This window comes from Leptospira ognonensis (genome assembly GCF_004770745.1).
GTDB classification, from domain to species: domain Bacteria; phylum Spirochaetota; class Leptospiria; order Leptospirales; family Leptospiraceae; genus Leptospira_A; species Leptospira_A ognonensis.
The window spans coordinates 84,120-107,441 of record NZ_RQGD01000034.1 but is presented as its reverse complement, the minus strand read 5'-3'; the positions used below and the strand labels follow the sequence as shown (position 1 = coordinate 107,441).

Below are 23,322 nucleotides of genomic sequence, written 5' to 3'. Positions count from 1 at the left end.
AGTGAGCTTGGTAAGGTACATTAGGTATTCAGGATTAAATATTTTACTATTTTAAATCAAGGAAAAAGTGAATCTTGGTCATCAATCTCAATTCAAAATTGGAAGGATCGTTAGGGGGCAGCTATGGAAGAGGAAAATAATTTAAAGGGACTTAAAGGTTGGCTGATTTTTATCGGACTCGGTCTCGTTGTTTCTCCCTTGAGACTTGCCGCAGAAATAGGACCCATGTTTTATAAAATGTTTACAGATGGTAGTTTTGAATATCTGACGACACCCGGAACAGAATCTTACAATCCTCTTTGGGAGCCTCTGTTGATTTTTGAAGCAAGCTACAACGGCTTCATGATCTTATTTGCTTTTTTTCTTGCCTATTTGTTTTTCAAAAAACATTACCAATTTCCCAAGTTATATATCGTTTTTGCAATTTTACCTGTGATCCTCATACCTATGGACGCTTGGCTTAGTTCACTTGTCTTAAAGAATGAAGAGATGTTTGATGCGGCGACTGCCAAAGAAATGGTGAGAGCTTTATTAGGTGCTATCGTATGGATTCCCTACATGCTCGTGTCGAAACGAGTAAAAATTACGTTTGTAGAAGGAAGATCCGTCGATGCGGAACAAGTGAAAACACCCGAAGACAAAACAGAATGAGCAATCTTTTATTTTTTTAGCTGCATCTGAAAATGTTCGATCTTTCCCAATTTGTCACTCGGACCTGCGAAAGTTTTTTCCCAGAGGTAACAGCATAATTTTTCATCGATTGCAAGCACCGTACTAACGCGGGTTCCGTATCCAGGTAACCCGATGCGAATTGAAGAAAGTAATAGTTCTTTTTCCTTTCCTATCCCTGTATCAGGCAAAAATTCTCCTAACGCTTGTTTTTCGTCGGCAAGGATTTGAAAAAAAGAATCCAGAGGCAAATTTTTACCCTGCCCAGAACTCTCTCTCACAATTAGGAATTGAGATTTGATCTTCTCTGTTTTGGGCCAAGGAGTGTTCCATTCGGCGTTGCTCAAAGTGTGAATTCCGTTTTGTATGGAAAGGGAATGCGCAATTTTGTTTGAAACATATACATTCTCTTCTAAATCAGATACGAATAGATTGAAGCCAGGATACCTATCATAATCGTTTTGTAAGGAGGAGACATACTTGTTCGGACTTGTATCGGAAAGTAGAAAATTTTTTACAAGATTCCCTCGCGAACGTGGTGACTCTGGAACTGATTCTCTGAGATTCCTTCGATTGGTAATAAAAGAAATTTTGCCAAATTCATTTACACCTAACCAAGTGCCAGAAGAAATCAAATCTTTTCCTGCAAGAACCCGAGGTGGCCCGTCCCAAAAATGTAAAGGTTGGCTCGGACGATCAAAAAATTCATCTCTGTTGGCAAGGATGACTATCGGGAAACCCTTCCATTCATTTTTGGCAAATAGAACCAAACACATATGGGAAGCATCACATGAAACATAAGAAAGTCAAATGATTCCTTTCCCCTAAGAGAGGAGGAAAAGAGAATCGAATGAGAAATATTTGGATTGAAGGATGGGATCGAATGGAAAAATTTATATAAAAGAGTCTATGATGAAATTAGATGCAAACAAGGCAGTCTCGATATTCCAAACTTCGGTAAGTGATTGGCACAAAGAACAAGCACCCCATCCAAATCCGTACCCCGAAAATTCTATTGAAAATATTTTATACCAAAAAAACCACATCGACACCATCCAGTGGCATATAGAAGACGAGATCCGAAGACCTGACATTGCTTTAGAAGAGGTCGTGGCTTTAAAACGTAGGATCGATAAGCTGAACCAAGACCGAACGGACATGGTCGAAAAACTCGACGATTTTGTTATCGACCTTTTTAAGGAAATAAGGCCAAAAGCAAATGCTCGCCTCAACTCAGAATCTCCCGCCTGGCTTCTTGACCGAATGAGCATCCTGGAACTGAAAATATTTCACATGGAAGAACAAGTGGGTAGAACGGATGAGGCAGCCTCAAAAGAGCATATTGCCAAATGCCAAGCTAAACTTGACATCCTTCTGGACCAAAGATCTGATCTAATAGTCTGTCTTGATGAACTTTTGTTAGACTATGCGAATGGAGAAAAAAGAGTAAAGGTATATCGACAAATGAAAATGTACAATGATCAAAACCTAAATCCGTCTCTTTATAAATCACAAAAATGAATTTATTGGTCATTCGTTTTTCTGCTATGGGTGATGTGGCATTGACCACGCCGGCTTTAATTGCCTTGGCTGCAAAGTATTCCAATATGCAACTGACCGTTGTTACCCGGGGGAATTTCGCACCTTTTTTTTATAACATTCCAAATCTTAATGTCATTGGTATCAATTTAAAAAAATACAAAGGTCTATTTGGAGTATGGAAACTATTTGTTGAGTTAAAGAAACTCGGTCCCTTTGATAAAATTATAGACTTACATGGATCGATAAGGTCCAGAATGATTTCCTTCCTTTTTTCATTTCACAAAATTCCTTCCTTTATCATCATCAAAGGAAGAAGGGAAAAAGCACAGCAGACAAGAAGGTTTAATAAAAAATTAGTTAAAATTCCTCATACGGTGGATCGTTACCTCAATGTTTTTAAAAAGGCTGGCTTCGAAGCGCCCATCAGAAAAGGACCTTGGCTCAATGTCGATGGAGAATCCAAAATTTATGCGAGAGATTATTTTAAATCCATTGGCTTAGACAAGAAGGAAGGCCAGTGGTTTGGATTTGCTCCATTCGCTGGACATGAGCTGAAAGAGTGGAGCTTTCAAAAATCAGTTCGACTAACACAGATATTACTAGAGGAATTTCCAGATTGTTATATATTTCTATTTGGCGGAAAAGAGGAAGCAAGCGAGCTCGAAATTTTAAAGAATGGCGAAAAACGTGTTAACATCGTCCACGGTGCCCAATTAGGTATCAGAGGTGAGCTCGGGATAATGGATCGATTGGATCTGATGATAGGCATGGATTCATCTAACGTACATATAGCGGCACTTTTAAAAAAGCCAGTGATTGGTATTTTTGGGACGACACATCCTATATCGGGATTTGGTCCCTTTGCACAAGAAGATACAGGAGTTTTACAGGTGGAACTTGCCTGTAGACCTTGCTCCATTTATGGCAATGTAAAATGTTGGCGCGGGGATCATGCTTGCATGGAATTGATTGATCCTTTGGATGTGGTACGTCGCATCAGAGTATTACAAAATGTAAATACACTATGGTAACTCGAGTTTCAGCATCTCATATCCTTCGTTTTCTTTCTATTTTGCTTTTCCTTACTTCTGACATTTCTTCCGAGCCGACTCTAAAAGACTCGGATGACTTTGATTCTTCCTATACCGAAAACATTTTACCTTCTCCAAACAAAACCAAGTATGAGGAGCAAATCTCCTGCGATGTATCCTGTATTAAGTTTCAATATGACGGGGAAACAAAGATTGTTGATGAGGTATGGTCAACACTTGGAAAAAATAGTGGGAAGGTATTGATTGAGATCACATCCCCAAAACTGAAAATTGATGATCCAAAATTGGAATCCTTTTTGGAATATTTTCGAGAGATCAGCAAGCGAGGTGGAAATGTTTCGTTTGAGCCCTATTATATCGGATACAAAGGTCTTGGATTAACGGATGTTCCTTTATTTAATGACATCTTCGGAATCTCCTATAATATATTCAAGAGGCTTAAATCCTATTTTTTATTTTCAAGGTTGGATCATTATTATGCGAAAGTATTATATCATCCAAAAAATCAGGACATTTTACTCATCTTCTTCTTTCAAAAAAGTTATGGGAGCTTGTGTGATACAGTGTATTCCACCTGCCAAACACTACAATACGTTGATGATGATACCTTTGACCTGCAGCTCTCTAAAAAACTTTCGTTACCCGAATTTAAATATGCACCGATTGAAATTAAATTTGACCAAGTAGAGGCAGAATTACCTCAAGCAAAGCTTGATCTTGAACACATCCAAAATGCAAATCGTTCATCGCGAGTTTATAAATGGCTCATTGCATCAAAGGAGACGGATCTAAAAAAAGTCTCAAGAGAAAGATTCATTGATCTCAGTTTGGTTGTCACCATTCTCGATTATTCCTTAAAAGCATATGAGCTAATAGAAACCATTCAGCTTTATTGGCCGATACGGAACTTGAAAACGGAAGTGGTATATGAAGAAACTGGTGATAAAAAATTAGTGAAATCCATTACCATAAGCAGGTAACGATTTAGTCCTTCACCTAACAGAGTAAGTGAAGGACTAATTAGACTAAAGTCCTACTTTTTCTGCGATTTTCTTACCGTAATCAGGATCACATTTTGAAAAATGTTCGATATTCTTTTTCACAATGTCTTTTGGCACTTGCAACATGGTATTGGCAATGATGCTTGTCATCCGATCCCTTTCCTCTTCTGCAAGCATCCTATAAAGCGCACCTGCTTGCGAGTAATCATCGTTTCCTTTGTGGCTGTTGTACCGATCCGCATCGCCCGAGATACGAAGTGGTGGTTCAGTAACAGAAGGATCTTGGACAGGACCTCCAAAACCATTTGGCTCATAATTATCGTAACCAAAGCCTGGTTCTGATCGGTGCCCGTCATTTTGGTAATGTGCTACTCGATTTAAAGGTCTATTTACTGGAATCTGCTGGTAATTGCCACCTAACCTATATCTTTGTGCATCTGGATACGCAAACAACCTTCCTTGTAACATTTTATCAGGTGATGCGCCAATTCCGGGCACTAAATTGGAAGGACTGAAGGCGGCTTGTTCCACATCAAAAAAATAGTTTTTTGGATTTCGATTCAATTCCATAACACCGATTTCTACCAATGGATAGTCCTTATGAGACCATGTTTTTGTTAGGTCAAAAGGATTTACAGAATATGTTTCGGCTTCCTTTTCCGGCATGATTTGTAAACAAACTCTCCATTGCGGAAATTCTTTTCTTTCAATGGCTTCAAACAAATCCCGTGTTGCGTAATCAGGATCCGTTCCTGCAAGTTCTGCCGCCTTATCAGGAGTTAAATTTTTGATTCCTTGTAATGATTTGAAATGAAACTTAACCCAAAATCTTTCTCCCGAGCGATTCCACAAACTGAAGGTATGCGAACCAAAACCGTGCATGAATCGATAACCGTCGGGAAGTCCGCGATCACTGAACAAAATCGTCATTTGATGGAGTGCCTCCGGAGATTTGGCCCAGTAGTCCCACATCCTAACAGGATTCTTATAGCCGGTGACGGGATCGCGTTTTTGGGAATGGATAAAATCTGGAAATTTTAAAGGGTCTCTCTCAAAAAAAACTGGCGTGTTGTTTCCAACAACGTCCCAAATTCCTTCCTCAGTATAAAACTTCACAGCAAATCCACGAGGGTCACGATCGGTATCCGCGGAGCCTTTTTCTCCCGCAACCGTTGAAAATCTCAAAAACAAAGGTGTTTCTTTTCCGACACCTTGCAATACTCTGGCAATCGAAAAATCCGACATATCTTTTGTGAGTCTAAAGGTTCCGAAAGCACCCGCTCCTTTTGCATGTACTACGCGTTCTGGGATTCGCTCCCGATTGAAATGGGCCAACTTTTCAATCAGGTGAGTATCCTGAATTAAGATAGGACCATTAGGGCCTGCCGTCAAACTGTGTTGGTTCTCCGATACTGGATGTCCACCTGCTGTTGTTAATCGATTTGCACTCATTTTAAGCCTCCTTTGCTCGCTAAAAATTGTGATTTTACTGATTTCAGTTGAGAGAAGAGAAAACGTAACCAAAGGATGATCCTGTCATTTGAGTTCGATTTTGAGTTCGAAAATTTTTTCAGGAAACGAACCATATCTTTTCTGCCAAACATGACTGCAAAATCGTTCGCCGATTGTCCTTTTGGATTTCTGTAATCTACATTTGCACGATAGGCAATCAGATGTTTGGCGACCGCCAAATGTCCCTTAAATGCGACACCCATCAAGATCGAATTTCCAGCGGCATCTACAGAATTGGGATCTGCTCCCTGTTTCAAAAGGAGCTCGACCAAGGATTCATGGCCATGGTAAGCCGCAAGCATGAGCAAACTGTATCCCTTCTCATTGGTAAGAGAAATGTAAGCTTCGGAGCTATTGCTTTCCAGAAAGGGAGCGAGCTCTCCACACCTTGCCGATTCAAACATTTCGGCTTTCTCTAGCCTTGGAGTTTCCATGCTTTTTTGGAACGCTTGCCAGGCTTTGGAAGGGGTAGATTTACTAACATCTGACTTCATGTTCGTTTCCTCTTGGTTCTTGAAAAGAATACTACTTTAGAGTAATTCTTAATTTAGACTTAATCTAATTTAATTCTAAGCTTAGACAAGCACTTTTTTTAGATTTAGTCTAATTATTGACAAAAAGGGAGCGATCCGAAAGTCTAAACAGAAATGGATCAAGATTACCAAAAAACGAAAGAGATTCTGGAGTCCTTTGGAATACGAGCAACATCCCAACGTCTGGAAATGGCTCATTTAATCCTAGCCCAACACCAACATCTCACAGCAGAAGATGTATTTCATTTAGTAAATACACATTTCCCTCATGCCTCTAGAGCGACGGTCTTCAATAACCTCAAATTATTTTCAGAGAAGGGTGTGATCGGTACGCTTGATTTGAAAAATGGCATCACACATTACGATTCCAACACGGACCGCCATCACCACGCTCTCAATGAGGACACAGGTGAAATCACAGACGTGTATTTAGATCCAGAAACGGAAAAGCAAGTGCATACCCTCATGAAAAAAGAGCTCGAATCCACCCTGGGAAAAGAATGGAAGGACTCGAAATTTCTGATCACTTTAAAAGGGAAAGTGTAACTTTACAGTTTCTACATAAAGTCTAGTAACATTTCAAAAAGACTTTTTTTCTTTTCCTTTCCCTTCATCGCTTCGATTACTTTTTCATACACAGTTTCCATGTCATCCACGCATTTTTCCATTTCATGGGTAGATGCAATTTCAATAGAGGCACGTGAAAATCTTTTGTAAACTTCTGGATCCGTAAATAGTTTTATCGTATGATCTGCTAACGCTTGTACATCGAATGGTGGTGCAATGTATCCATTCTTATCCTGCTGGATGAGTTCGGGGAGTGCGAACGAATCCACTCCGATCGCGGGCAATCCACAAGCAATTGCTTCTAAAACGACGAGTCCTTGGGTTTCCATCGTAGATGCCGTCAGAAATAAATCATACTGCGGGTAGATCGTATGAAGTTCCGCATTTGGAACAAAGCCCGTAAAAATAACTGAATCTTTGATTTCTAAATGCTCTGCTTGTCTCTTTAAGGATTCAATCGCAGGTCCCTCGCCTATAATGGTAAGCGTGGCCTTTGGAAATTTTTCATGAACGATTTTGAATGCATTGATGACTACGTCACAGTTTTTTTCATAGGAAATTCTTCCAACATGCAAAATTTTAGGAGCGTCCGTATTTAATGTTTTAGTTTTTCCCTTAAACCGTTTTAAATCCATTCCATTCGAGACAACTGTTATAGGTCTATTGATCCCATACTCAATTAACTGTTGTTTGATAAGGTGACTGGGAGAAATCACAACATCACAACGATTATATAGATCGTTACAAATCTTGAGAATGATCTTTTTTCGAATATTAAAGTTATCAAATTTGATGTATTTGTCCAATTCATCAAAATTGATCTTTTTCTTAAACTTGTTGATTTTGAAAAACAACTTATCCAATTTAAAAAGTCGATAGAATGAAACATACATTTCCTGTTCTGCCATGAGAGTGTGGTAGGTTCCGATGGTGGGAATGCCATACCTTTCTGCCGCGCTCATCCCATAGACTCCGAGAAGTCCAGGGGTATGGATGTGAATGAGGTCGGGTTTGAATTCTTCGATGACCTTTTTGATTTTTCCAGGTGAAGGTAAAACCACCTTTATATCTGGGTAACTCGGCAAATAACCGGAGCGGAACCGAATGACATGGATATTGTCACCCATTCTTTCGAAATCATCTTCCCCGTATCTAGGAGCGCAGATGGTAAACTCATGGCCACGCAGGGTGAGGAGCTCGGAAAAATTCTTTATCGAAACGGCAACGCCATCTGTTTTTGGAAGAAATGTATCTGAAAAATAAAGAACTCGCAAGCGGAACCTCTTTACAAAATGAATCACTCCTATACTCTAAGCTACAGAAATGTTATACCGATCCTATCTCCTCTTTGTTTGTTTGTCCATCATTTCCTGTGCTCTATCGGTTTCTATAAGCCAGCTTTTTCTGGTTCTCGCCTTTATTTGCTTTTTGTTTGTAAAACCAAAGCCTCAGATGCAGTCAGGCATCCTTGTCCTTCTCATCCTCCTTTACGCCTGGCAGCTTTTTTCTATGTTTTATCATGTTGTGGCTTCTGGTTTTAGTTTGTCGACCTTCCTGCTCGCCTGGCGGGGTGAATTAAAAGATATTTTTTTAGTCTCCGCTTTCTTTGTATTGCAAGGCATTAAAAAAGAGGACCAAGCAAAGATTACAAAAGCATTTCAAATTTTTGCATTCCTCATTTTGGTGACAGGCCTTGTTTCTTCCTTCTCGCCTTATCGACTCTCCCGAATCATTTCCGATTTATATCGCACGTCAAATACCTGGCCGTTCCAACATCATTATGCAGGATTTCTCTATCTACCCATCGGACTTATGAATACCCATCTAACATTTGGTGGCCTACTCGCCTTTGTTTTTCCTTATTATTTTTTTTCAGCATACGATTCTTGGAAAGTTAAAGAAGCACTTTGGATCAGAGGTATGCGCTTCAGTATCTTGATTTTAATCAGTTTTGTCTTTCTACTGAACAATGCGAGGTCATCTATGCTTGGCGTGGGTATCAGTATCGCACTCGGTATTTACATCTTGATGGTCATCGAAAAAGAAATCTCACCTAAAACTTTAAAATATCTTTCCATCGGAATTACTAGTTTCCTACTTATTTTTACAATCTTATACTTTCAAACCCAAACCATCAAAAAGGTAATACAACCGTTATTCGGATCGGAAAAGCATACTGACTCGGGACGAACTTTTATCTGGGATTCAACCTTTCCTTTAATTTTAAAAAATCCTTATTTTGGAATCGGTCCTGGCGCCTATCCCTCAGAAATCGAAATTTCAAGAAAGAAAAAAGAAACCGAACATCCTGAACTTGCCTTCTTCTATGAAGTCACTCAGAGAGGCCATTCTCACAATGACTATTTCCATTTAGCAGCTGTTTACGGATTACCCGCAACTCTCTTTTATTTTATGCTTGGTGCATGGATCGTTTATGGATTTTCTGCCAAAAAAATTCCTAGGAAACAAATGTTCCTCACCCTGGGGCTTGCGGGTTTCTTTTTTTCCGGCCTACTACAATGTTATTTCCAAGATGACGAAGTTCTCATTATGTTTTATTTTCTTCTCGGCTACTACCAAATGTCGAGCAAGGAAGTCGAAGGATCCATATGAAAAAATTAAGTACACTCGGGCAATGGTTTGTCGATGAAAACGGTAGGAAGGTCATCCTTCGTGGTGTCAATTTAGGCGGCGATACGAAAGTCCCTTATCCCAATGGCGGGACTCATTTCCCAACAGATTTTTCTGACCATAAACAGGCACAGTTTATTGGTAGACCTTTCCCTCTCTCCGAGGCATCGGAACACTTCACCAGATTGAAACGATGGGGCTTCAACTGCTTACGTTTACTCACAACTTGGGAGGCCATTGAACATATGGGGCCTGGCCTATATGATGACGCATACCTAGACTACTTAGCTGAAATCACAAGACTAGCGGGTGAATATGAATTTTATGTATTTATCGACTTTCACCAAGATGTCTGGTCGAGAATGTCGGGCGGCGACGGAGCACCAGGTTGGACGTTTGAAAAAGTGGGGATCGACTTTAAAAAATTATCCGAGGCCGATGCAGCCATTGTCATGCAACGCACCTATGATTATACAAAATCGGGAATCCGGCAAGAAGATAACTACCCTACGATGTGCTGGTCACAAAACTATCGATATGCGGGAAATGCCATCCTTTGGACTTTGTTCTTTGGTGGAAAAGATTTCGCTCCCTCTTTTCTCATTGATGGGAAAAATGTTCAAGACTATTTGCAGGATCACTATTTAGGATGCATGAAACAAGTAGCAGAACGGATCAAAGATTTCCCCCATGTATTAGGTTTTGATTCTCTCAATGAGCCAGGCAAAGGATTCATTGGAAAGGCCATGAATGACAGGGGACTACAAAATCATGCGGAGGATCCAGCAAAACCAGGTCTCGCCTTATCACCGATAGATGCTCTTTTTTCCTCGCATGGATACACGATTGATGTTCCCTTCTTAAAGTTATCCATCCTGAAGGGAGGGTATGTTCCCGCTTACACCAAAGAGGTTAACAAAAATCGGATTTCCATTTGGTTACCAGAATCTCCCGGCGATCCGTTTCAACTAGAAGGTGCTTGGTCTCTGACAAAAGACGGTACTCCCTTCATCGAAAAGAATGATTTTTTTCAAATGGTCAAGGGTAAGAGAATCGATTTTGATCGGGACTACATGATCCCTTTTATTCGGAAAGTGGGAGAGACCATTCAAGAAATTCGCACCGATTGGATGGTTTTTGCAGAAAGAGAGGCAACAGATGGGATCATGAAACCAAATTTTAATGCGACACTTCCAGCTAACTCTGTCAATGCGACACATTGGTATGATCTTTTAACTCTTATTTTTAAAAAATTTTTATATCCGATTGCGATCGATCCCTTAAGAAAAATTCCTGTTTTTGGAGAGAAGGGCATTACAAACATGTATGTCCACCAACTCTCTAGAATCAAGGACGCAAGTCGACTCATTGGCTCGGGCGTTCCCACGCTGATTGGAGAATTCGGAATTCCTTTTGATCTAAAGGCTGGCAAAGCTTATCAAAAATGGAAATCCGGCAACCGAAAGGCTACGATTTGGAAGAGTCATATCCGTGCCTTGAACTGTATGTACAATGCCATGGACCGATTGTTTTTGAACAATACCCTTTGGAATTATACCGCTTCCAATGAAAACAATCTGATGATCGGCGATGGTTGGAACCAGGAAGATTTAAGTATTTATTCGTCTGACCAAAAACTTCCTGACTCGGAGGTTGATTTATATGGCGGCGGAGGACGAGCGATCGAAGGTTTCTGTAGACCCTATGCAAAAGCGACGCAAGGGACACCAACGTTTATGAATTATAAATTGTCCTCGGGTGAATTTCAATTTCACTGGGATGTAGACTTAAGCATCAAAGAACCGACTGTCATCGCGATCCCTAGATTTGTCTTCGAAAATGGAGCAAGGTTAGAATGCATGAATTGCCAAAAGGTGTCTGAAGTGGATGGTTCACTTCTGTTAATTGGCTTGCAGGCGGGAGAAGCACGAGTCATCCTTCGACCTATATGATTGATTTGAATTACATTCTGACAAAATTTCCTTGGGAAAAAAAATGGACCGATATAAACGAGCCCTTGGATTTCCTTTGGGAATTTGAATTGAAGGTAACAAGAGAAGACATTTGGCCCTACCTTATTGACACATCTTCTTTCAACAAAAGAATCGGACTTCCAAAATTCGATTACATAGAAAAGGAAGGACATCTTTTCGGATCCGCAAAACAAGCTGGCATGCGCATCGAATGGGAAGAAGTTCCATGGGAATGGGAATATTTAAAAGAAATCGGAAATGCGCGAATCTACTCGAAAGGTTTTGGACCATACATTCGTAGTAGATACATCTTAGAGCCATATGGTGAGTCAAGATCTAGACTTTATATTTATTTCGGTTGGATTCCGAAAAATTTCCTCATGAGAAGGCTACTGCGTTATGCGATGCCTAAACTAGGAGCAGACTTCAAGAAGGCGCTTGCAGAAATCCAAACAGAGATACAAAAAAATGCAAATGCCAGCTATCAGCTAGTTGGAAATATTTCAAAAGTCCCGACGTTTATTGGGGATGTGACTTGGGTTCATCCAGAAAAATTAGACCAGGTAAAAAGTGAACTTATCAAATACGGCATCCAAAACAATACGATTGAAAAAGTATATGAATATCTACGAAAATCGAGCGATAACGAATTAGATCGAATTCGGATCAAAAGTTTAAGCAAATCTTTAGGTAGAGACCAAGATGAGTTACTAAAAATGTTTCTCTACGGATGTCGTCTCGGAATTTTTACACTAAGTTGGGATATCATTTGTCCTCATTGTAGAGGTGTCAGAACATCCTTGCAACGACTAGGGGAACTACCAGAAAAAGATGAATGTGAAGTCTGTGACATTCAATTTGAAACAACAGGTCAAAATTCTATTGAAGTCACCTTTCATCTCCACCCTTCTGTTAGAAAAATTGAAAGACAAGTCTATTGTGCAGCCGAGCCGGCAACGAAGCAGCATATACTTTTATCGAAATCTATCGGCGCCAGAAAAACTTTTTATTCAAATTTACTCATTCAGCCAGGCGTCTATCGATTACGTAAGAAAGGTAACCCTTCTTTCAATTTAGTCGATGTAAATGAGAAATTTGAAGAAAAAGAAATCGTCTGGCTAAATGAAAACGAATCGAAAGAAATAAAAGTAAAACCAAAGCCAAATCTTGTCTTTCAAAATGAGACTGATGCTCCTGTCACGATTGTATTGGAAGAACGAAAAGAAGACCAACTGAGCCTTCGACCAAATGAACTATTCAATTTTAATGATTTTAGAGACCTCTTTTCAGAAGAAGCGATTGCAACCAATCTCCAACTTGATATCGGAGTACAAACACTCTTGTTTACTGATATCGTTGGATCCACGAAATTTTATGAAACAGTCGGGGATCATGGAGCTTTTTTACAAGTACGAGAACATTTTATCAAAGCATATACTTTGATCAAAAATGAAAGAGGGACAATCGTAAAAACAATAGGCGATGCCATCATGGCATCCTTCCCTTCTCCTGTGCTTGCGATGAAAGCCGCAAAGGAATTACAAGAATGGTTTCATCCTGAAAACAAACACACTCCCGTTAGGATTCGCATTTCGATACATACGGGAAACTGTCTTGCCGTCAATTTAAACAGCAATATTGATTACTTTGGAAATACGGTGAACTATGCTGCCAAAATGCAAGCCGTCACAGAATCCGGCGAAATATCAATCAGCGAACGAGTGTTCCGTGATGTAGAATTGCGCAATTATCTAAGAGAAAAATCCATCAAATTAAAAAAAGTTGAGTTTCCCCTCTCCTGGACCGATCGCACGGATCATGTCTTTATTTGGAAAGTTTAAACGCATATAGGGAACTAAATTGATTATTTATTTTTTGCATGCGGATGGGCATTGCGATACACTTCCTTCAACCTGTCTCTCGATACACTCAAGTATACCTGTGTAGAGGATAAGGAAGAATGTCCAAGGAGTTCTTGCACAGCTCGGATATCAGCACCTGCATTTAAAAGATCGGTAGCAAAGGTATGTCGAAATTTATGCGGAGTGATCGGCTTCTCCATACCCATAAGACTGCGTCTTTCTGCTAAGATGTACCGTATGCCCCTTGTTGTTAACTTTCCTCCGCGTTGGTTTAGAAAAATTTCTTCGGTCTTACTTTGTGTTCCTCTCTCTTCTAAATACTCGCGGAGAGCTTTGCTTGCTTCTTCACCGATAAAAACATATCTTTCTTTTTTTCGTTTCCCCATTACCTTTAGGCTCGTGAGCTCACTATTTAAGTCGCTTACCTTGGCATTCACGAGCTCAAAAACGCGGAGGCCTGTTGAATACAGAACTTCAACGATTGCCTTATCTCGTTTGCCGAGTGTTGTAGATTTTTCTTCTGTATGATAATCTAAAATATCTTCTGTTTCGATTTGAGTGAAATTTTTTGGTAATTTCTTTTTAGTTTTTGGGAAACTAACAGAGAGAATGGGATTGGCAGGAATTTTTTCCTCACGAAACAAGAATTTATAAAAAGTACGTAGAGAGGATAGTTTACGACTCTGAGTCCGTTTGTCCAAATTTTTTTTGGATTTGAGGTCAGCGAAGTATCCTCTAACATCGAGTACATCTATAGAAAGAAAATCTATCTCTTCTTTCAAACAAAATTCAAAGAAAAACTTTAGATCCCGTAGGTAAGCAAATAACGTGTGTTCAGAATAATTCTTTTCAATTTTCAGATAGGTTCGATACATCAAATAGTATTCTGTCATCTGCGCTGTGGCGCCTGTAGGGAGGTTGACTTCTAAATTTGCGGGAATCATACGTTCCTAGAATCGGCTCAATTTTCCCTTTCCCTCTTCAAAATTTTACTATACAAGTACTTACGTACGAAATAGCTTTGGAATTCAGAAAACGACATAATTCGAAAAAAATCTTTGGAAGCTTCTGTTTTGTCTGGGTAATATGACATAATCCATTTAGAAACGGAAGAGAAAAAGAGTTGGATTCCCAAAGAGATACTGGCAAAGACAGAGCTCTCGGAATTTACTGGCTGTTGGAAGTTTTCGGGGCCAATCCCCGAGACTGGTCAACCTAGTTCTTTCGGAACACCGAGTTAGGAGAATAAGAACCGAGTATGAAAAAAGAGAAATCCGAGAAAACGATCGAAAAAGAAACCGACCAAAGAAAACAGGCAATTGATGCCGCTTTAGGACAAATTGAGAAACAATTTGGAAAAGGTTCGATCATGCGCCTAGGTGCCGACACCAGAATGGCAGAAATGAACGTTATATCCACTGGATCTTTGGATCTAGACATTGCCCTGGGCATTGGCGGTTTTCCAACGGGTCGCATCATCGAAGTTTACGGTCCTGAATCCTCAGGAAAGACCACTCTCACTCTTTCTGCCATTGCCCAGTGCCAGAAAAAAGGTGGCATTGCTGCCTTTATCGATGCCGAGCACGCTCTTGATCCTTCTTACGCTAAAAAACTAGGTGTCAATGTCGACGACCTTCTCGTGGCCCAACCGGATAACGGGGAAGAGGCTCTAGAGATTTGTGAGTCTCTCGTGCGCTCGAATGCCATTGACCTGATCGTCATCGACTCTGTAGCCGCTCTAGTGCCTAAAGCGGAAATCGAAGGGGATATGGGAGATTCTCATATGGGTCTCCAAGCTCGACTTATGTCCCAAGCGCTTCGAAAACTTACGGGAACGATTTCGAAATCCAATACCATCGTCATCTTCATCAACCAAATTCGTATGAAAATCGGAGTTATGTTTGGCAGCCCTGAAACAACAACTGGTGGAAACGCGTTGAAGTTCTATGCCTCCATCCGACTTGACATCCGCCGCATTGAAACCTTAAAGGAAAAAGAAGAACCAGTAGGGAACAGAGTTCGCGTTAAGGTTGTCAAAAACAAATGCGCACCACCTTTCCGTCAGGCAGAATTTGATATCATGTATTCCAATGGGATCAACAGGGAAACTTCACTCATTGACCTCGCGGTAAAACACGATTTGATCGCAAAAGCAGGTTCCTGGTATTCCTACAAAACCGAAAAAATCGGTCAGGGGAAAGAACAAGTCCGGCTTTACCTCGCAGAAAACCCAGACATCGCTTTTCTGCTAGAAAATCAAGTCCGCGATTTAAATGGGTTGCCACTTTTAGAAGAGGGTGCGAAAATTCAAACCAGAGAAGTAAAATCTATCGAGAGAGAAACGAAGGCAAAACCCGTCAGTTACTCTACCGATAAAGTGGATGAAGTTGCCGTAGGCGAATGACCCATCCCCTTACCTAACGAAACGGCTTTCTTTTTAGGAACCATTGACCGGAGTCGATCCATGTCGGCCCCGGTCTTTTTTTACTCTGTGCATGACCTAGCTAATCTTCCCAGGCAATATTCAAATTTAATAATTTATTTAAGGCCGCCACCAATCTTTCCGCTTCCCAAGGTTTGGAGAGAATGATGCAGTTCTTGTCCGATTTATAAACGGATACGATATTCTCTTTGGTGGCAAAACCAGTCACAACGATGATCGGAAGTTCAGGAAATGTTTTTTTTACTTCCTCTATTAGTTTATCACCCGTTAGAAATGGCATCTTGATATCCGAAATGAGTAGATCAGGTTTATGCGTTTTGATATATGCTAATGCAGCTTCAGGATCTTGAATATCTGTTATATGAAAGCGAATGCCCTCCGTATTTCTCACGATGTTCATTATTTCACGTTTCATGGCAGAGGATATGGATTTGATATCATCAACCATAATCACTTTGATCAACCGCACATCCTTTGTATGATTCTCTTTCGAACCTTTTGCTTCCTTCAATAAATCTTCAAAACTTTCTAACTCGTTCATGGTAATTTCTCCTTACCTACAGGCAATTTAATATGAAATACTGTACTTTGGCACCGAACACTCTCTACGTTAATCTCTCCTGCATGTTTATTGATAATATCCATACTGATCGACAAACCTAAACCAGTGCCTTCTCCAATTTCCTTGGTTGTAAAAAATGGATCAAATATTCGAGAAAGTACATCCTCCGAGATTCCGATCCCATTATCTCGAAACGTAATTTCAATGGCATCCAAACCGTTGCTAAAATAACTTTCTAAAAATGAAGAGGCAATTTCAATCTTACCAGGTTTTTCTTTCAATCCCTCAGGAAATAACCCTTTTGCTTTCTTTTCTTCTATTGCATGACCTGCATTCACTAACAAATTAATAAATACCTGTCCTATTTCTTGAGGTCGACAAGCAACCAAAGGCAAATTTTCTTCAAGGTTCAAAACAATCTCGCATTCATATTTTATTTTATTAAAGATAAGATTTAGGGAAGATTTTATAATATCGTTTACATTCGAAATCGTCAATGCATCCTCTTTGTCTTCATGAGCAAAGTTACGAATACTTTTCACAATTTCGACTACCCGTTCTGAGCCGTCAGTAGATTCATTTAATATATCAACAACATCTTCCATCACAAAATCTATTTCTTCCTTATCCCATAGACGTTGGATTTCTGAGAATTCAGCACTACCCGATTTTTCATTCATCACGTTTTTCATTTCAGCCAAAACTTTTGCGATTCGTTTATGGTAACGTTTCAAAGTATCAAAATTACTTTGGATAAATGCCATAGGGTTATTGATTTCGTGAGCTACTCCGGCAGCTAACTGACCTATTGTGGCTAGTTTTTCATTTTGTAAGAGTTGAACTTCTGCATCTTTCGTGCGAGAGAGATCATTAAGATACACTAAGTAGCACATTGCGCCATTATAAATGATCTCAATTGCCCAAAAACCTAGCCATTTCTTTCGTCCATTTACTAACAAAACTTTTCTTTCAATTTGATTGCTTGAAACAGATTTCCCTTCATTCACCATATTATGGACGAGATCAAAAGGATTCTCTCCAGTAACCAATCCAAATATATCTGATAAATTCTCACCGAGAATGCCTCCACGTTTTCGATCCAATATTATTTCTGCACTCCGATTGCAGAAGATAACACGTTCGTCATTTAGAATCAATATTCCATTTGGTGAACATTCCACGATGGACTGCAAATTCCATTCACTCGTTCTGAGAAGGATTTCGGTTCGTTTACTGTTGAGGACTTGGCAGAGCTCAGAACCTAATAATTGTAATTCTTTATGGTCCGTACTTTCAAACCCTGTTTTCTTATTTGCTAGCGTTAACTCAAAATCAGTATCATCATCAAGATCAAAATTCAATTGAAGCCTTTGATGAGCCTTAGGAGGAGGAGCGGATTCATCGATAGGGAAATATAAAAGTTTATTATTATCTTTCATAGAAAAAAGACCGTATTCTTTTTCAATGACACCATTCTTACGAATTCGAGCCATTCCCCATTCACTTTCGGTAAGTCGTAAGCCGTAACGAATCCCTAACAAAATCATGTTCTCTTCAGATTCCGCTCCGAGAGCCTTTTTTTGATTCATATGTAAAACGGCTTCTGTTCGAAGTTCTGCTTTTTTACGTTCCGTAATATCGACATGAGTTCCTATCACACGTTCTGCGGTACCTCCATCAGATCGCATAACGACCCTACCACGACTCCAAACCCAAATCACTCTGCCTGATTTTGTATACATTCTGATTTCTAAATCATGAGATTCTATGTTACCGTTGATATAATCCTGAATCAATCCACGAACTTGCTCTCGATCTTCCCAATGAACCATTGTTTCCCAGTGAGCAAAACTATTTGGAAATTTTTTTGGATCGAAGCCGAGCATAATTGCATACTGGGGACTAAAGTAGGCCTTTCCTTCTTTGAGATCAAAATCCCAAACTGCATTCTTTCCACTCTCTAAGGCTAATAGGATACGGTCTTGATCCTTATCAATGGGGACTTCAATGATCGTATCTGTTAAATACGTCGTTGGTACGATGATGGACTCTAAATTCAAAATATACAACACACGTTTCATGTCCTGTGAACGAATGAGTGGTTTTGACATGATTTGAAAAGAGCCAGAAAATTTCGAATGGGTTACGGGTAAACTAAGGATCTCCTTGGACTCAGATAGGATTCTAGCCTCCTCTAAACAAAACTCTTCTTTCCAAAACAAATGAGCAAAGTTATCTCCTGTAATCTCTTGGTAAGTGCGATTTAGAAATTTGGTGGCTGCATAATTACAGCGTAAGATCGAAAGGTTGGGATCTAAAAGAAAGGAGGGAATGGGATTTGAGTCCCAGGCATCTTCGAGCTCTTCTTTTGCGGAGATTAATTTTTCTAGAGTCGAACGGAACTCTCTAAATTTTATGTCTATGCCTAATGGCTTCTCATCCAAAAACTGCAAATACTCTCCGAGCCGATGGTTTCGTTCCTGGAGAGATATTGTTTTCAGAGCCATCTGATGATTCCTAGGTAGTTATGACGAAAAATATATTAAATCTTTTCAAAATCTCAATCATCATTTTATTTTTTCGATGTTCTTCGCTTTCAAACGAAATTGTTAGCGTATCGAACAAAGAAACGCCAGTCTATGAGCTTTTAGCGGGATTTGAGGAAAACGCACTCGAACCAAAACATAAGTTAGAAATGGACCATTCTTGGAATTTCATGCTTGAGCGAAAGAATCAAATAGACGTTTTCCTAAAAGAAAAAAACTACACCTCCCCGCATGGAACAGTTGTTTATCCCTTTAGCGGGATTGATGCTTTAAATTTGTTTACCTTCTTTCCAAATGCAAAAAGATACATTCTTTTTGGATTAGAGGACCCTGGCTTTCCGTTCGACTGGACAACAAAAAAAGAAGCAGACCAAAAAATCATTCTCAAAGGTATTGAGTCTCTCTCCTCGCATTTAGCTGGCAGAAATTATTTCACATATCGGAAAATGAAAGAAGAGACAAAAAAACCAGCGTTATCCGGTGCCTATCCCGTTTTTGCTGCTTTTTTAAGAAGACTCGGAAAGACGATTTTAAATGCAAAAGAAGAAACGATACAAGGACCCACAGAGACATACAGAGGTTTTACGTTCGAAATCTATGATCCTATTTTGAAACAGAAACAAATTTTCACTTACTTCAAGATCTTCTTAACGGGAAAAGAAGGAGTTCCTGGAGATGGAATCTATGAATACTTTTTGGGACTTGGAGAAATCAGTGTCTTTACTAAATCCGCGGAGTATTTATTTCATGGAGAGAGACGGGCGACGTTTCGATCTTTGCTTTTATCGAATGCCAGACAAATTGTACAAGACGATTCCGGTTTCCCTCTTCGGTTCTTTCCTGAAGCCGAGTGGGATCGAACATTGTTTGGTAGGTATGAAAAGTCATGGAAGCTATCTGGGGCAGTCGATCCAGAATACCAAAGTGATATGATACAATTGAATGAGGCGTCGCATAACGAGCCTTTGCCATTTCCCTTTGGATACGGTGTGCTCGGATCCAAAGGGAAAAATCAGTCTCTCATTCTGGTATTGAAAAAAAAATCTAAATAGTTTCCGTTGGATCCCAACACGTTCTAAAATTTTCATTCCAAGTTTCCATTTCGTTCATGTCCTCACTCGAAATATGAAAATCAAAGACATTTCCATTTTCGGAAATCCTACCAGCACTAACCGACTTAGGGATGAGGACCAGTCCTTTCTGAAGTCCCCACCGAATGAGAATTTGTGCATTCGATTTACCATATTTGTTTGCTAATTTAGTAACTTTTGGATCTTCTAACTTTTTCCCGTGTGCAAGTGGGCTATATGCTTCGAGTAAAATACCTTTCTCACGACAATAATCATAGAGCTTCACATCATTTAAGAAAGGATGAAATTCTACCTGGTTCATGGCAGGAATGATATCAGTATCTGCGAGTAATTCTTCTAGATGATTTTGCATAAAGTTACTCACACCAATAGACTTCGCCTTTCCTGACTCTTTGATTTTACCAAGCGCACGCCAGGAATCCTTTCTCTTTCCAGTCACGGGAAAATGAATCAAATACATATCCACATAATCAAGTGCCAATTTTTGTAAAGATTTATCAATCGCAATTAGCGCCGAATCATATCCCTGGTCCGCATTCCAAAGTTTGGTGACAACAAATATTTCCTGGCGAGGTATGCCTGAGTCGCGAATGGCTTCTCCAACTTCTGATTCATTTCCATAAATCGCAGCTGTATCTATATGTCTATAGCCGCTTTCGAGCGCTGATTTAACAGCTGCATAACATTCTTTTGGTTTCGATTTCCAGACTCCCAGTCCCAGAACAGGAACAGAATTTTTTTGATTGGTAAGTAGAGTTGAATCGGTAATGGATTTAAGTTCAGACATATCCATTAGACAGAAAAAAAATGAAAAACACTTTTGTTAAAGGGAAAGATCAGTAGAAAAAAGGGAAACGAAACCTTAGCTCCGTTTCCCTTCGGCTAAGTTCACCTTATTTCAAGAGCGGGCTGAAGGTTTCTTTCTGAAGAGTAAAAGAAAGGATGCCTTCATTCCAATCAGCAAGGTAGGTTCCCTCAAGGATCTTACCTGCTAAGATTTCTTTTGAAAGGGGGCGATTCACAATTCGGTTAAAAACATTGTTTAGAGGGCGGGCACCAAATCTGGGATCATACCCTTGTTCCGCAAGCACGCGCTCTGCACTCTCCGAAAGTTTGATGACAATGCCTTTACCTTTTAATCTTTCATTGAGAAGCATCACTTGTTTTTCTATTAATTTTTCCATGATAGAAGAATCAATAGAGGAGTAAGTCAATATGCCATCTAACCTACCCAAAACTTCAGGCTTAAAGTCTGCCTGGATGTCCTTTGAGTTTGTAGTGAGTAGGACGATGGTATTTCTAAAATTGATGGTTCTTCCTTTATTGTCCGTTAGGCGTCCATCATCCAATATCTGAAGGAGGATATCGGCAAAATCAGGATGCGCTTTTTCGATCTCATCAAACAGAATCACAGAATAAGGTTTCCTTCTGATAGCTTCCGTGAGAATCCCTCCCTCTTCGTATCCAACATACCCAGCTGGTGAGCCTATAAGCTTGGCAACCGAATGTTTTTCAGAATATTCTGAAAGATCCAATCTAACAAGATTTGATTCGCTATCAAAAAGATACTTTGCGAGTGCCTTGGCGGTTTCTGTTTTTCCAACACCAGTTGGTCCTTTCAGTAAAAAGGATCCTAACGGACGATTTTCCGCAGAAATCCCCGCATAACTTGTAAGTAAGGTATCTGCAATTTCTTTCAATGCTTCCGTCTGGCCATATACGGATTGATTCAATTGGTTTTCCAAATCCAAAATATTGTCTTGTTTAGTTTTCAATATTTTTTCAACAGGAATCCCTGTTTGCCTTGAGATGACACTTGCTACATGATTTTTCCCGAGTATCCAGATATTTTGGAAATTTCCTAATTCCTTTTCCAGTTCGGGTAAGACAGCAAATTTTAATCGTGAGGCTTCCGTGTAATCGGCCCTGCTCTCAGCACTTTCTAAATCAAATTTGACTCGATCGATTTTATTTTTGATCGACGCCATCTGCTTGAGACTATTGACTTCTCTCTCCCATTCCAGCTTACCTTCATTAAATTTCTTCTCTAGAGTTTCTATCTCTCGAAGGATATCTTCATTCTTTTTCTCAACCTGAGCATAAATCTTCTTCGATCGAATCTCACTTTCAAGTTCTGCAAGCGGAGCCGGCATAGCTTCTGCCGAAAGTTTTAACGCAGATGCCGCCTCATCCACAAGATCTATCGCTTTATCTGGTAAATTTTTATCAGTGATGTATTGATCCGATAAAAATACGGCAGAATAGATCGCATCATCCGAAATTTTTATCCCGTGATGGATTTCATGCTTATCACGAATGCCCATCAGAATCTCAATGGCATCTTCCTTTGTAGGTTCGTTAACGGGAACTGATCGAAATCTTCTTTCAAGAGCAGCATCGCCGAGTATGTATTTTTGAAATTCTTCAGGTGTAGTTGCACCTATACAATGTAAGTCGCCGCGTGCAAGAGCCGGTTTTAAAAGATTGGCAGCATCCATCGCCCCATCTGTCCTGCCTGCTCCTACAAGTTGGTGGATCTCATCAATAAATAGAATTGCTTCCCCAGCTTGCGCTTTCACAAATTTTAGCAGATGTTGTATTTTTTCCTCAAATTCACCTCGATACTTTGTCCCAGCCATGAGTTGTCCCATATCGAGTGAATATACTGTCTTGCCTTTTAAAACATCAGGAACTTTTCCTTTGACGATTTGGTCGGCGAGGCCTTCCACAATTGCCGTCTTACCTACCCCCGCTGAGCCAACGAGCACCGGATTGTTTTTAGAACGTCGACCCAAGATTTCCATCACTGATCGAATTTCCTTTGTTCTGCCGATGACAGGATCTAGTTTTCCCGCTTTCGCCACCTCATTGAGATTGATAAGGAAATTTGGAACTTCCTCATCGGTTTCCTTTACATTCAAGTCATTATAATCTATTTTTAACTCAGGCAAGATGTTAGGTAAAAACTTGAGCAAATCTGCCTCTCGGATTTCCTCTCTCGCATTTTCTGCTGCCCGAGACGATGCCATGGTAATCCACTGGCTGAGTTTCGCCGAAGTTTTCAAATTTTCAAAACTTACATCAGTCACGGATTTTGCGAGTTTGGAAACGGCCTCCTCTACACGGGTTTTGTATTTCCCTAAGTTTTGGCTCGCAAAAGAGGATGGATGCGACATAAGTCCATAAAATAAATGAAGAGGTGAGATTTCTGTATTCTTTCTCTTGATCGCGTCTGTCTGCGCAATGTCCAAAGCTCCTTGGACCGTAGAATCAAATTGTTTCATAATTGCCTCCCAATTTTAGCACTCTAACCATTAGACTGCTAATATTCCTCCTGG

The 23,322-nt window shown here is 39.9% G+C and carries 19 protein-coding genes; 10 read left to right on the top strand and 9 right to left on the bottom strand.

What is annotated here, in order from left to right:
• Nucleotides 1–123 precede the first annotated feature (123 nt).
• Nucleotides 124–651 carry a DUF2569 domain-containing protein gene (locus tag EHQ58_RS10980; protein WP_135623937.1) on the top strand — a complete coding sequence of 176 codons (528 nt, stop codon included), beginning with the start codon at nucleotides 124–126 and terminating at the stop codon, nucleotides 649–651.
• Nucleotides 652–659: 8 nt separating this feature from the next.
• On the opposite strand, the gene EHQ58_RS10975 is transcribed toward EHQ58_RS10980, so the two are convergent.
• Entirely contained in the window at nucleotides 660–1,445 is a 786-nt protein-coding gene (locus tag EHQ58_RS10975; protein WP_135623936.1) for an NRDE family protein, read from the bottom strand.
• 136 nt (nucleotides 1,446–1,581) lie between these two features.
• On the opposite strand from EHQ58_RS10975, the gene EHQ58_RS10970 reads away from it, so the two are divergent.
• Genes EHQ58_RS10970 through EHQ58_RS10960 form a run of 3 tightly spaced genes read left to right on the top strand, consistent with a single transcriptional unit; the run spans nucleotide 1,582 to nucleotide 4,243 of the window.
• Nucleotides 1,582–2,190: a DUF4254 domain-containing protein gene (locus EHQ58_RS10970; RefSeq protein WP_210412817.1), complete on the top strand. Its 609-nt coding sequence runs from the start codon at nucleotides 1,582–1,584 to the stop codon at nucleotides 2,188–2,190.
• Nucleotides 2,187–3,242 (top strand): glycosyltransferase family 9 protein, encoded by a 1,056-nt coding sequence (locus tag EHQ58_RS10965; protein WP_210412808.1) that lies wholly within the window; start codon nucleotides 2,187–2,189, stop codon nucleotides 3,240–3,242. The genes EHQ58_RS10970 and EHQ58_RS10965 overlap by 4 nt, the downstream gene beginning before the upstream one ends.
• The gene (locus EHQ58_RS10960; protein ID WP_135623935.1) at nucleotides 3,236–4,243 is read left to right on the top strand and encodes a hypothetical protein; all 1,008 of its coding nucleotides are present in this window, start codon (nucleotides 3,236–3,238) and stop codon (nucleotides 4,241–4,243) included. The genes EHQ58_RS10965 and EHQ58_RS10960 overlap by 7 nt, the downstream gene beginning before the upstream one ends.
• A 45-nt stretch (nucleotides 4,244–4,288) precedes the next feature.
• On the opposite strand, the gene EHQ58_RS10955 is transcribed toward EHQ58_RS10960, so the two are convergent.
• On the bottom strand, nucleotides 4,289–5,716 hold the full coding sequence (locus EHQ58_RS10955; protein ID WP_135623934.1) for a catalase: 1,428 nt from the start codon (nucleotides 5,714–5,716) through the stop codon (nucleotides 4,289–4,291).
• Nucleotides 5,713–6,270 (bottom strand): ankyrin repeat domain-containing protein, encoded by a 558-nt coding sequence (locus EHQ58_RS10950; protein WP_135623933.1) that lies wholly within the window; start codon nucleotides 6,268–6,270, stop codon nucleotides 5,713–5,715. Before EHQ58_RS10950 ends, EHQ58_RS10955 begins: the two co-directional genes overlap by 4 nt.
• A 153-nt stretch (nucleotides 6,271–6,423) precedes the next feature.
• Here EHQ58_RS10950 and perRA point away from each other — a divergent pair, with 153 nt between their 5' ends.
• Complete coding sequence (gene perRA / locus EHQ58_RS10945; RefSeq protein ID WP_135623932.1) at nucleotides 6,424–6,855, top strand: peroxide-responsive transcriptional repressor PerRA; 432 nt, start codon at nucleotides 6,424–6,426, stop codon at nucleotides 6,853–6,855.
• Nucleotides 6,856–6,866: 11 nt separating this feature from the next.
• On the opposite strand, the gene EHQ58_RS10940 is transcribed toward perRA, so the two are convergent.
• A complete protein-coding gene (locus tag EHQ58_RS10940) occupies nucleotides 6,867–8,150 on the bottom strand; it encodes a glycosyltransferase (protein ID WP_135624282.1) in 1,284 nt (427 codons plus the stop codon).
• Between the two features lie 49 nt (nucleotides 8,151–8,199).
• Here EHQ58_RS10940 and EHQ58_RS10935 point away from each other — a divergent pair, with 49 nt between their 5' ends.
• From EHQ58_RS10935 to EHQ58_RS10925, 3 genes are read left to right on the top strand one after another with little or no spacing between them, the layout of a single operon-like run.
• Nucleotides 8,200–9,489 (top strand): O-antigen ligase family protein, encoded by a 1,290-nt coding sequence (locus tag EHQ58_RS10935; RefSeq protein WP_135623931.1) that lies wholly within the window; start codon nucleotides 8,200–8,202, stop codon nucleotides 9,487–9,489.
• Nucleotides 9,480–11,459, top strand: coding sequence for a glycoside hydrolase family 5 protein (locus EHQ58_RS10930; protein WP_135623930.1), 1,980 nt, complete (start codon nucleotides 9,480–9,482; stop codon nucleotides 11,457–11,459). Before EHQ58_RS10935 ends, EHQ58_RS10930 begins: the two co-directional genes overlap by 10 nt.
• Nucleotides 11,456–13,321, top strand: coding sequence for an adenylate/guanylate cyclase domain-containing protein (locus EHQ58_RS10925; protein WP_135623929.1), 1,866 nt, complete (start codon nucleotides 11,456–11,458; stop codon nucleotides 13,319–13,321). Before EHQ58_RS10930 ends, EHQ58_RS10925 begins: the two co-directional genes overlap by 4 nt.
• Nucleotides 13,322–13,344: 23 nt before the next feature.
• On the opposite strand, the gene xerA is transcribed toward EHQ58_RS10925, so the two are convergent.
• Complete coding sequence (gene xerA / locus EHQ58_RS10920; RefSeq protein ID WP_425460484.1) at nucleotides 13,345–14,235, bottom strand: site-specific tyrosine recombinase/integron integrase; 891 nt, start codon at nucleotides 14,233–14,235, stop codon at nucleotides 13,345–13,347.
• Nucleotides 14,236–14,600: 365 nt separating this feature from the next.
• Between xerA and recA the strand changes: the two genes are divergently transcribed.
• On the top strand, nucleotides 14,601–15,746 hold the full coding sequence (recA, locus tag EHQ58_RS10915; protein WP_135623927.1) for a recombinase RecA: 1,146 nt from the start codon (nucleotides 14,601–14,603) through the stop codon (nucleotides 15,744–15,746).
• Nucleotides 15,747–15,846: 100 nt separating this feature from the next.
• Here the strand turns inward: recA and EHQ58_RS10910 are convergent, their stop codons facing one another.
• Nucleotides 15,847–16,326 carry a response regulator gene (locus tag EHQ58_RS10910; RefSeq protein ID WP_135623926.1) on the bottom strand — a complete coding sequence of 160 codons (480 nt, stop codon included), beginning with the start codon at nucleotides 16,324–16,326 and terminating at the stop codon, nucleotides 15,847–15,849.
• The gene (locus EHQ58_RS10905; RefSeq protein ID WP_135623925.1) at nucleotides 16,323–18,854 is read right to left on the bottom strand and encodes an ATP-binding protein; all 2,532 of its coding nucleotides are present in this window, start codon (nucleotides 18,852–18,854) and stop codon (nucleotides 16,323–16,325) included. The genes EHQ58_RS10910 and EHQ58_RS10905 overlap by 4 nt, the downstream gene beginning before the upstream one ends.
• Before the next feature lie 20 nt (nucleotides 18,855–18,874).
• Here EHQ58_RS10905 and EHQ58_RS10900 point away from each other — a divergent pair, with 20 nt between their 5' ends.
• Nucleotides 18,875–19,945, top strand: coding sequence for a hypothetical protein (locus EHQ58_RS10900; protein WP_135623924.1), 1,071 nt, complete (start codon nucleotides 18,875–18,877; stop codon nucleotides 19,943–19,945).
• Here EHQ58_RS10900 and EHQ58_RS10895 read toward each other — a convergent pair.
• Together EHQ58_RS10895 and EHQ58_RS10890 are read right to left on the bottom strand one after the other, a co-directional pair.
• Entirely contained in the window at nucleotides 19,938–20,771 is an 834-nt protein-coding gene (locus EHQ58_RS10895; protein WP_135623923.1) for an aldo/keto reductase, read from the bottom strand. The genes EHQ58_RS10900 and EHQ58_RS10895 overlap by 8 nt on opposite strands.
• 106 nt (nucleotides 20,772–20,877) lie before the next feature.
• Entirely contained in the window at nucleotides 20,878–23,268 is a 2,391-nt protein-coding gene (locus EHQ58_RS10890; protein ID WP_135623922.1) for an ATP-dependent Clp protease ATP-binding subunit, read from the bottom strand.
• Nucleotides 23,269–23,322 lie beyond the last annotated feature (54 nt).

Coding starts and splice junctions, on each gene's coding strand:
- EHQ58_RS10980 (WP_135623937.1), top strand. CDS start 124: ATGGAAGAGGAAAATAATTTAAAGGGACTTAAAGGTTGGCTGATTTTT.
- EHQ58_RS10975 (WP_135623936.1), bottom strand. CDS start 1,445: ATGTGTTTGGTTCTATTTGCCAAAAATGAATGGAAGGGTTTCCCGATA.
- EHQ58_RS10970 (WP_210412817.1), top strand. CDS start 1,582: ATGAAATTAGATGCAAACAAGGCAGTCTCGATATTCCAAACTTCGGTA.
- EHQ58_RS10965 (WP_210412808.1), top strand. CDS start 2,187: ATGAATTTATTGGTCATTCGTTTTTCTGCTATGGGTGATGTGGCATTG.
- EHQ58_RS10960 (WP_135623935.1), top strand. CDS start 3,236: ATGGTAACTCGAGTTTCAGCATCTCATATCCTTCGTTTTCTTTCTATT.
- EHQ58_RS10955 (WP_135623934.1), bottom strand. CDS start 5,716: ATGAGTGCAAATCGATTAACAACAGCAGGTGGACATCCAGTATCGGAG.
- EHQ58_RS10950 (WP_135623933.1), bottom strand. CDS start 6,270: ATGAAGTCAGATGTTAGTAAATCTACCCCTTCCAAAGCCTGGCAAGCG.
- perRA (WP_135623932.1), top strand. CDS start 6,424: ATGGATCAAGATTACCAAAAAACGAAAGAGATTCTGGAGTCCTTTGGA.
- EHQ58_RS10935 (WP_135623931.1), top strand. CDS start 8,200: ATGTTATACCGATCCTATCTCCTCTTTGTTTGTTTGTCCATCATTTCC.
- EHQ58_RS10925 (WP_135623929.1), top strand. CDS start 11,456: ATGATTGATTTGAATTACATTCTGACAAAATTTCCTTGGGAAAAAAAA.
- xerA (WP_425460484.1), bottom strand. CDS start 14,235: ATGACAGAATACTATTTGATGTATCGAACCTATCTGAAAATTGAAAAG.
- recA (WP_135623927.1), top strand. CDS start 14,601: ATGAAAAAAGAGAAATCCGAGAAAACGATCGAAAAAGAAACCGACCAA.
- EHQ58_RS10910 (WP_135623926.1), bottom strand. CDS start 16,326: ATGAACGAGTTAGAAAGTTTTGAAGATTTATTGAAGGAAGCAAAAGGT.
- EHQ58_RS10905 (WP_135623925.1), bottom strand. CDS start 18,854: ATGGCTCTGAAAACAATATCTCTCCAGGAACGAAACCATCGGCTCGGA.
- EHQ58_RS10900 (WP_135623924.1), top strand. CDS start 18,875: ATGACGAAAAATATATTAAATCTTTTCAAAATCTCAATCATCATTTTA.
- EHQ58_RS10895 (WP_135623923.1), bottom strand. CDS start 20,771: ATGTCTGAACTTAAATCCATTACCGATTCAACTCTACTTACCAATCAA.
- EHQ58_RS10890 (WP_135623922.1), bottom strand. CDS start 23,268: ATGAAACAATTTGATTCTACGGTCCAAGGAGCTTTGGACATTGCGCAG.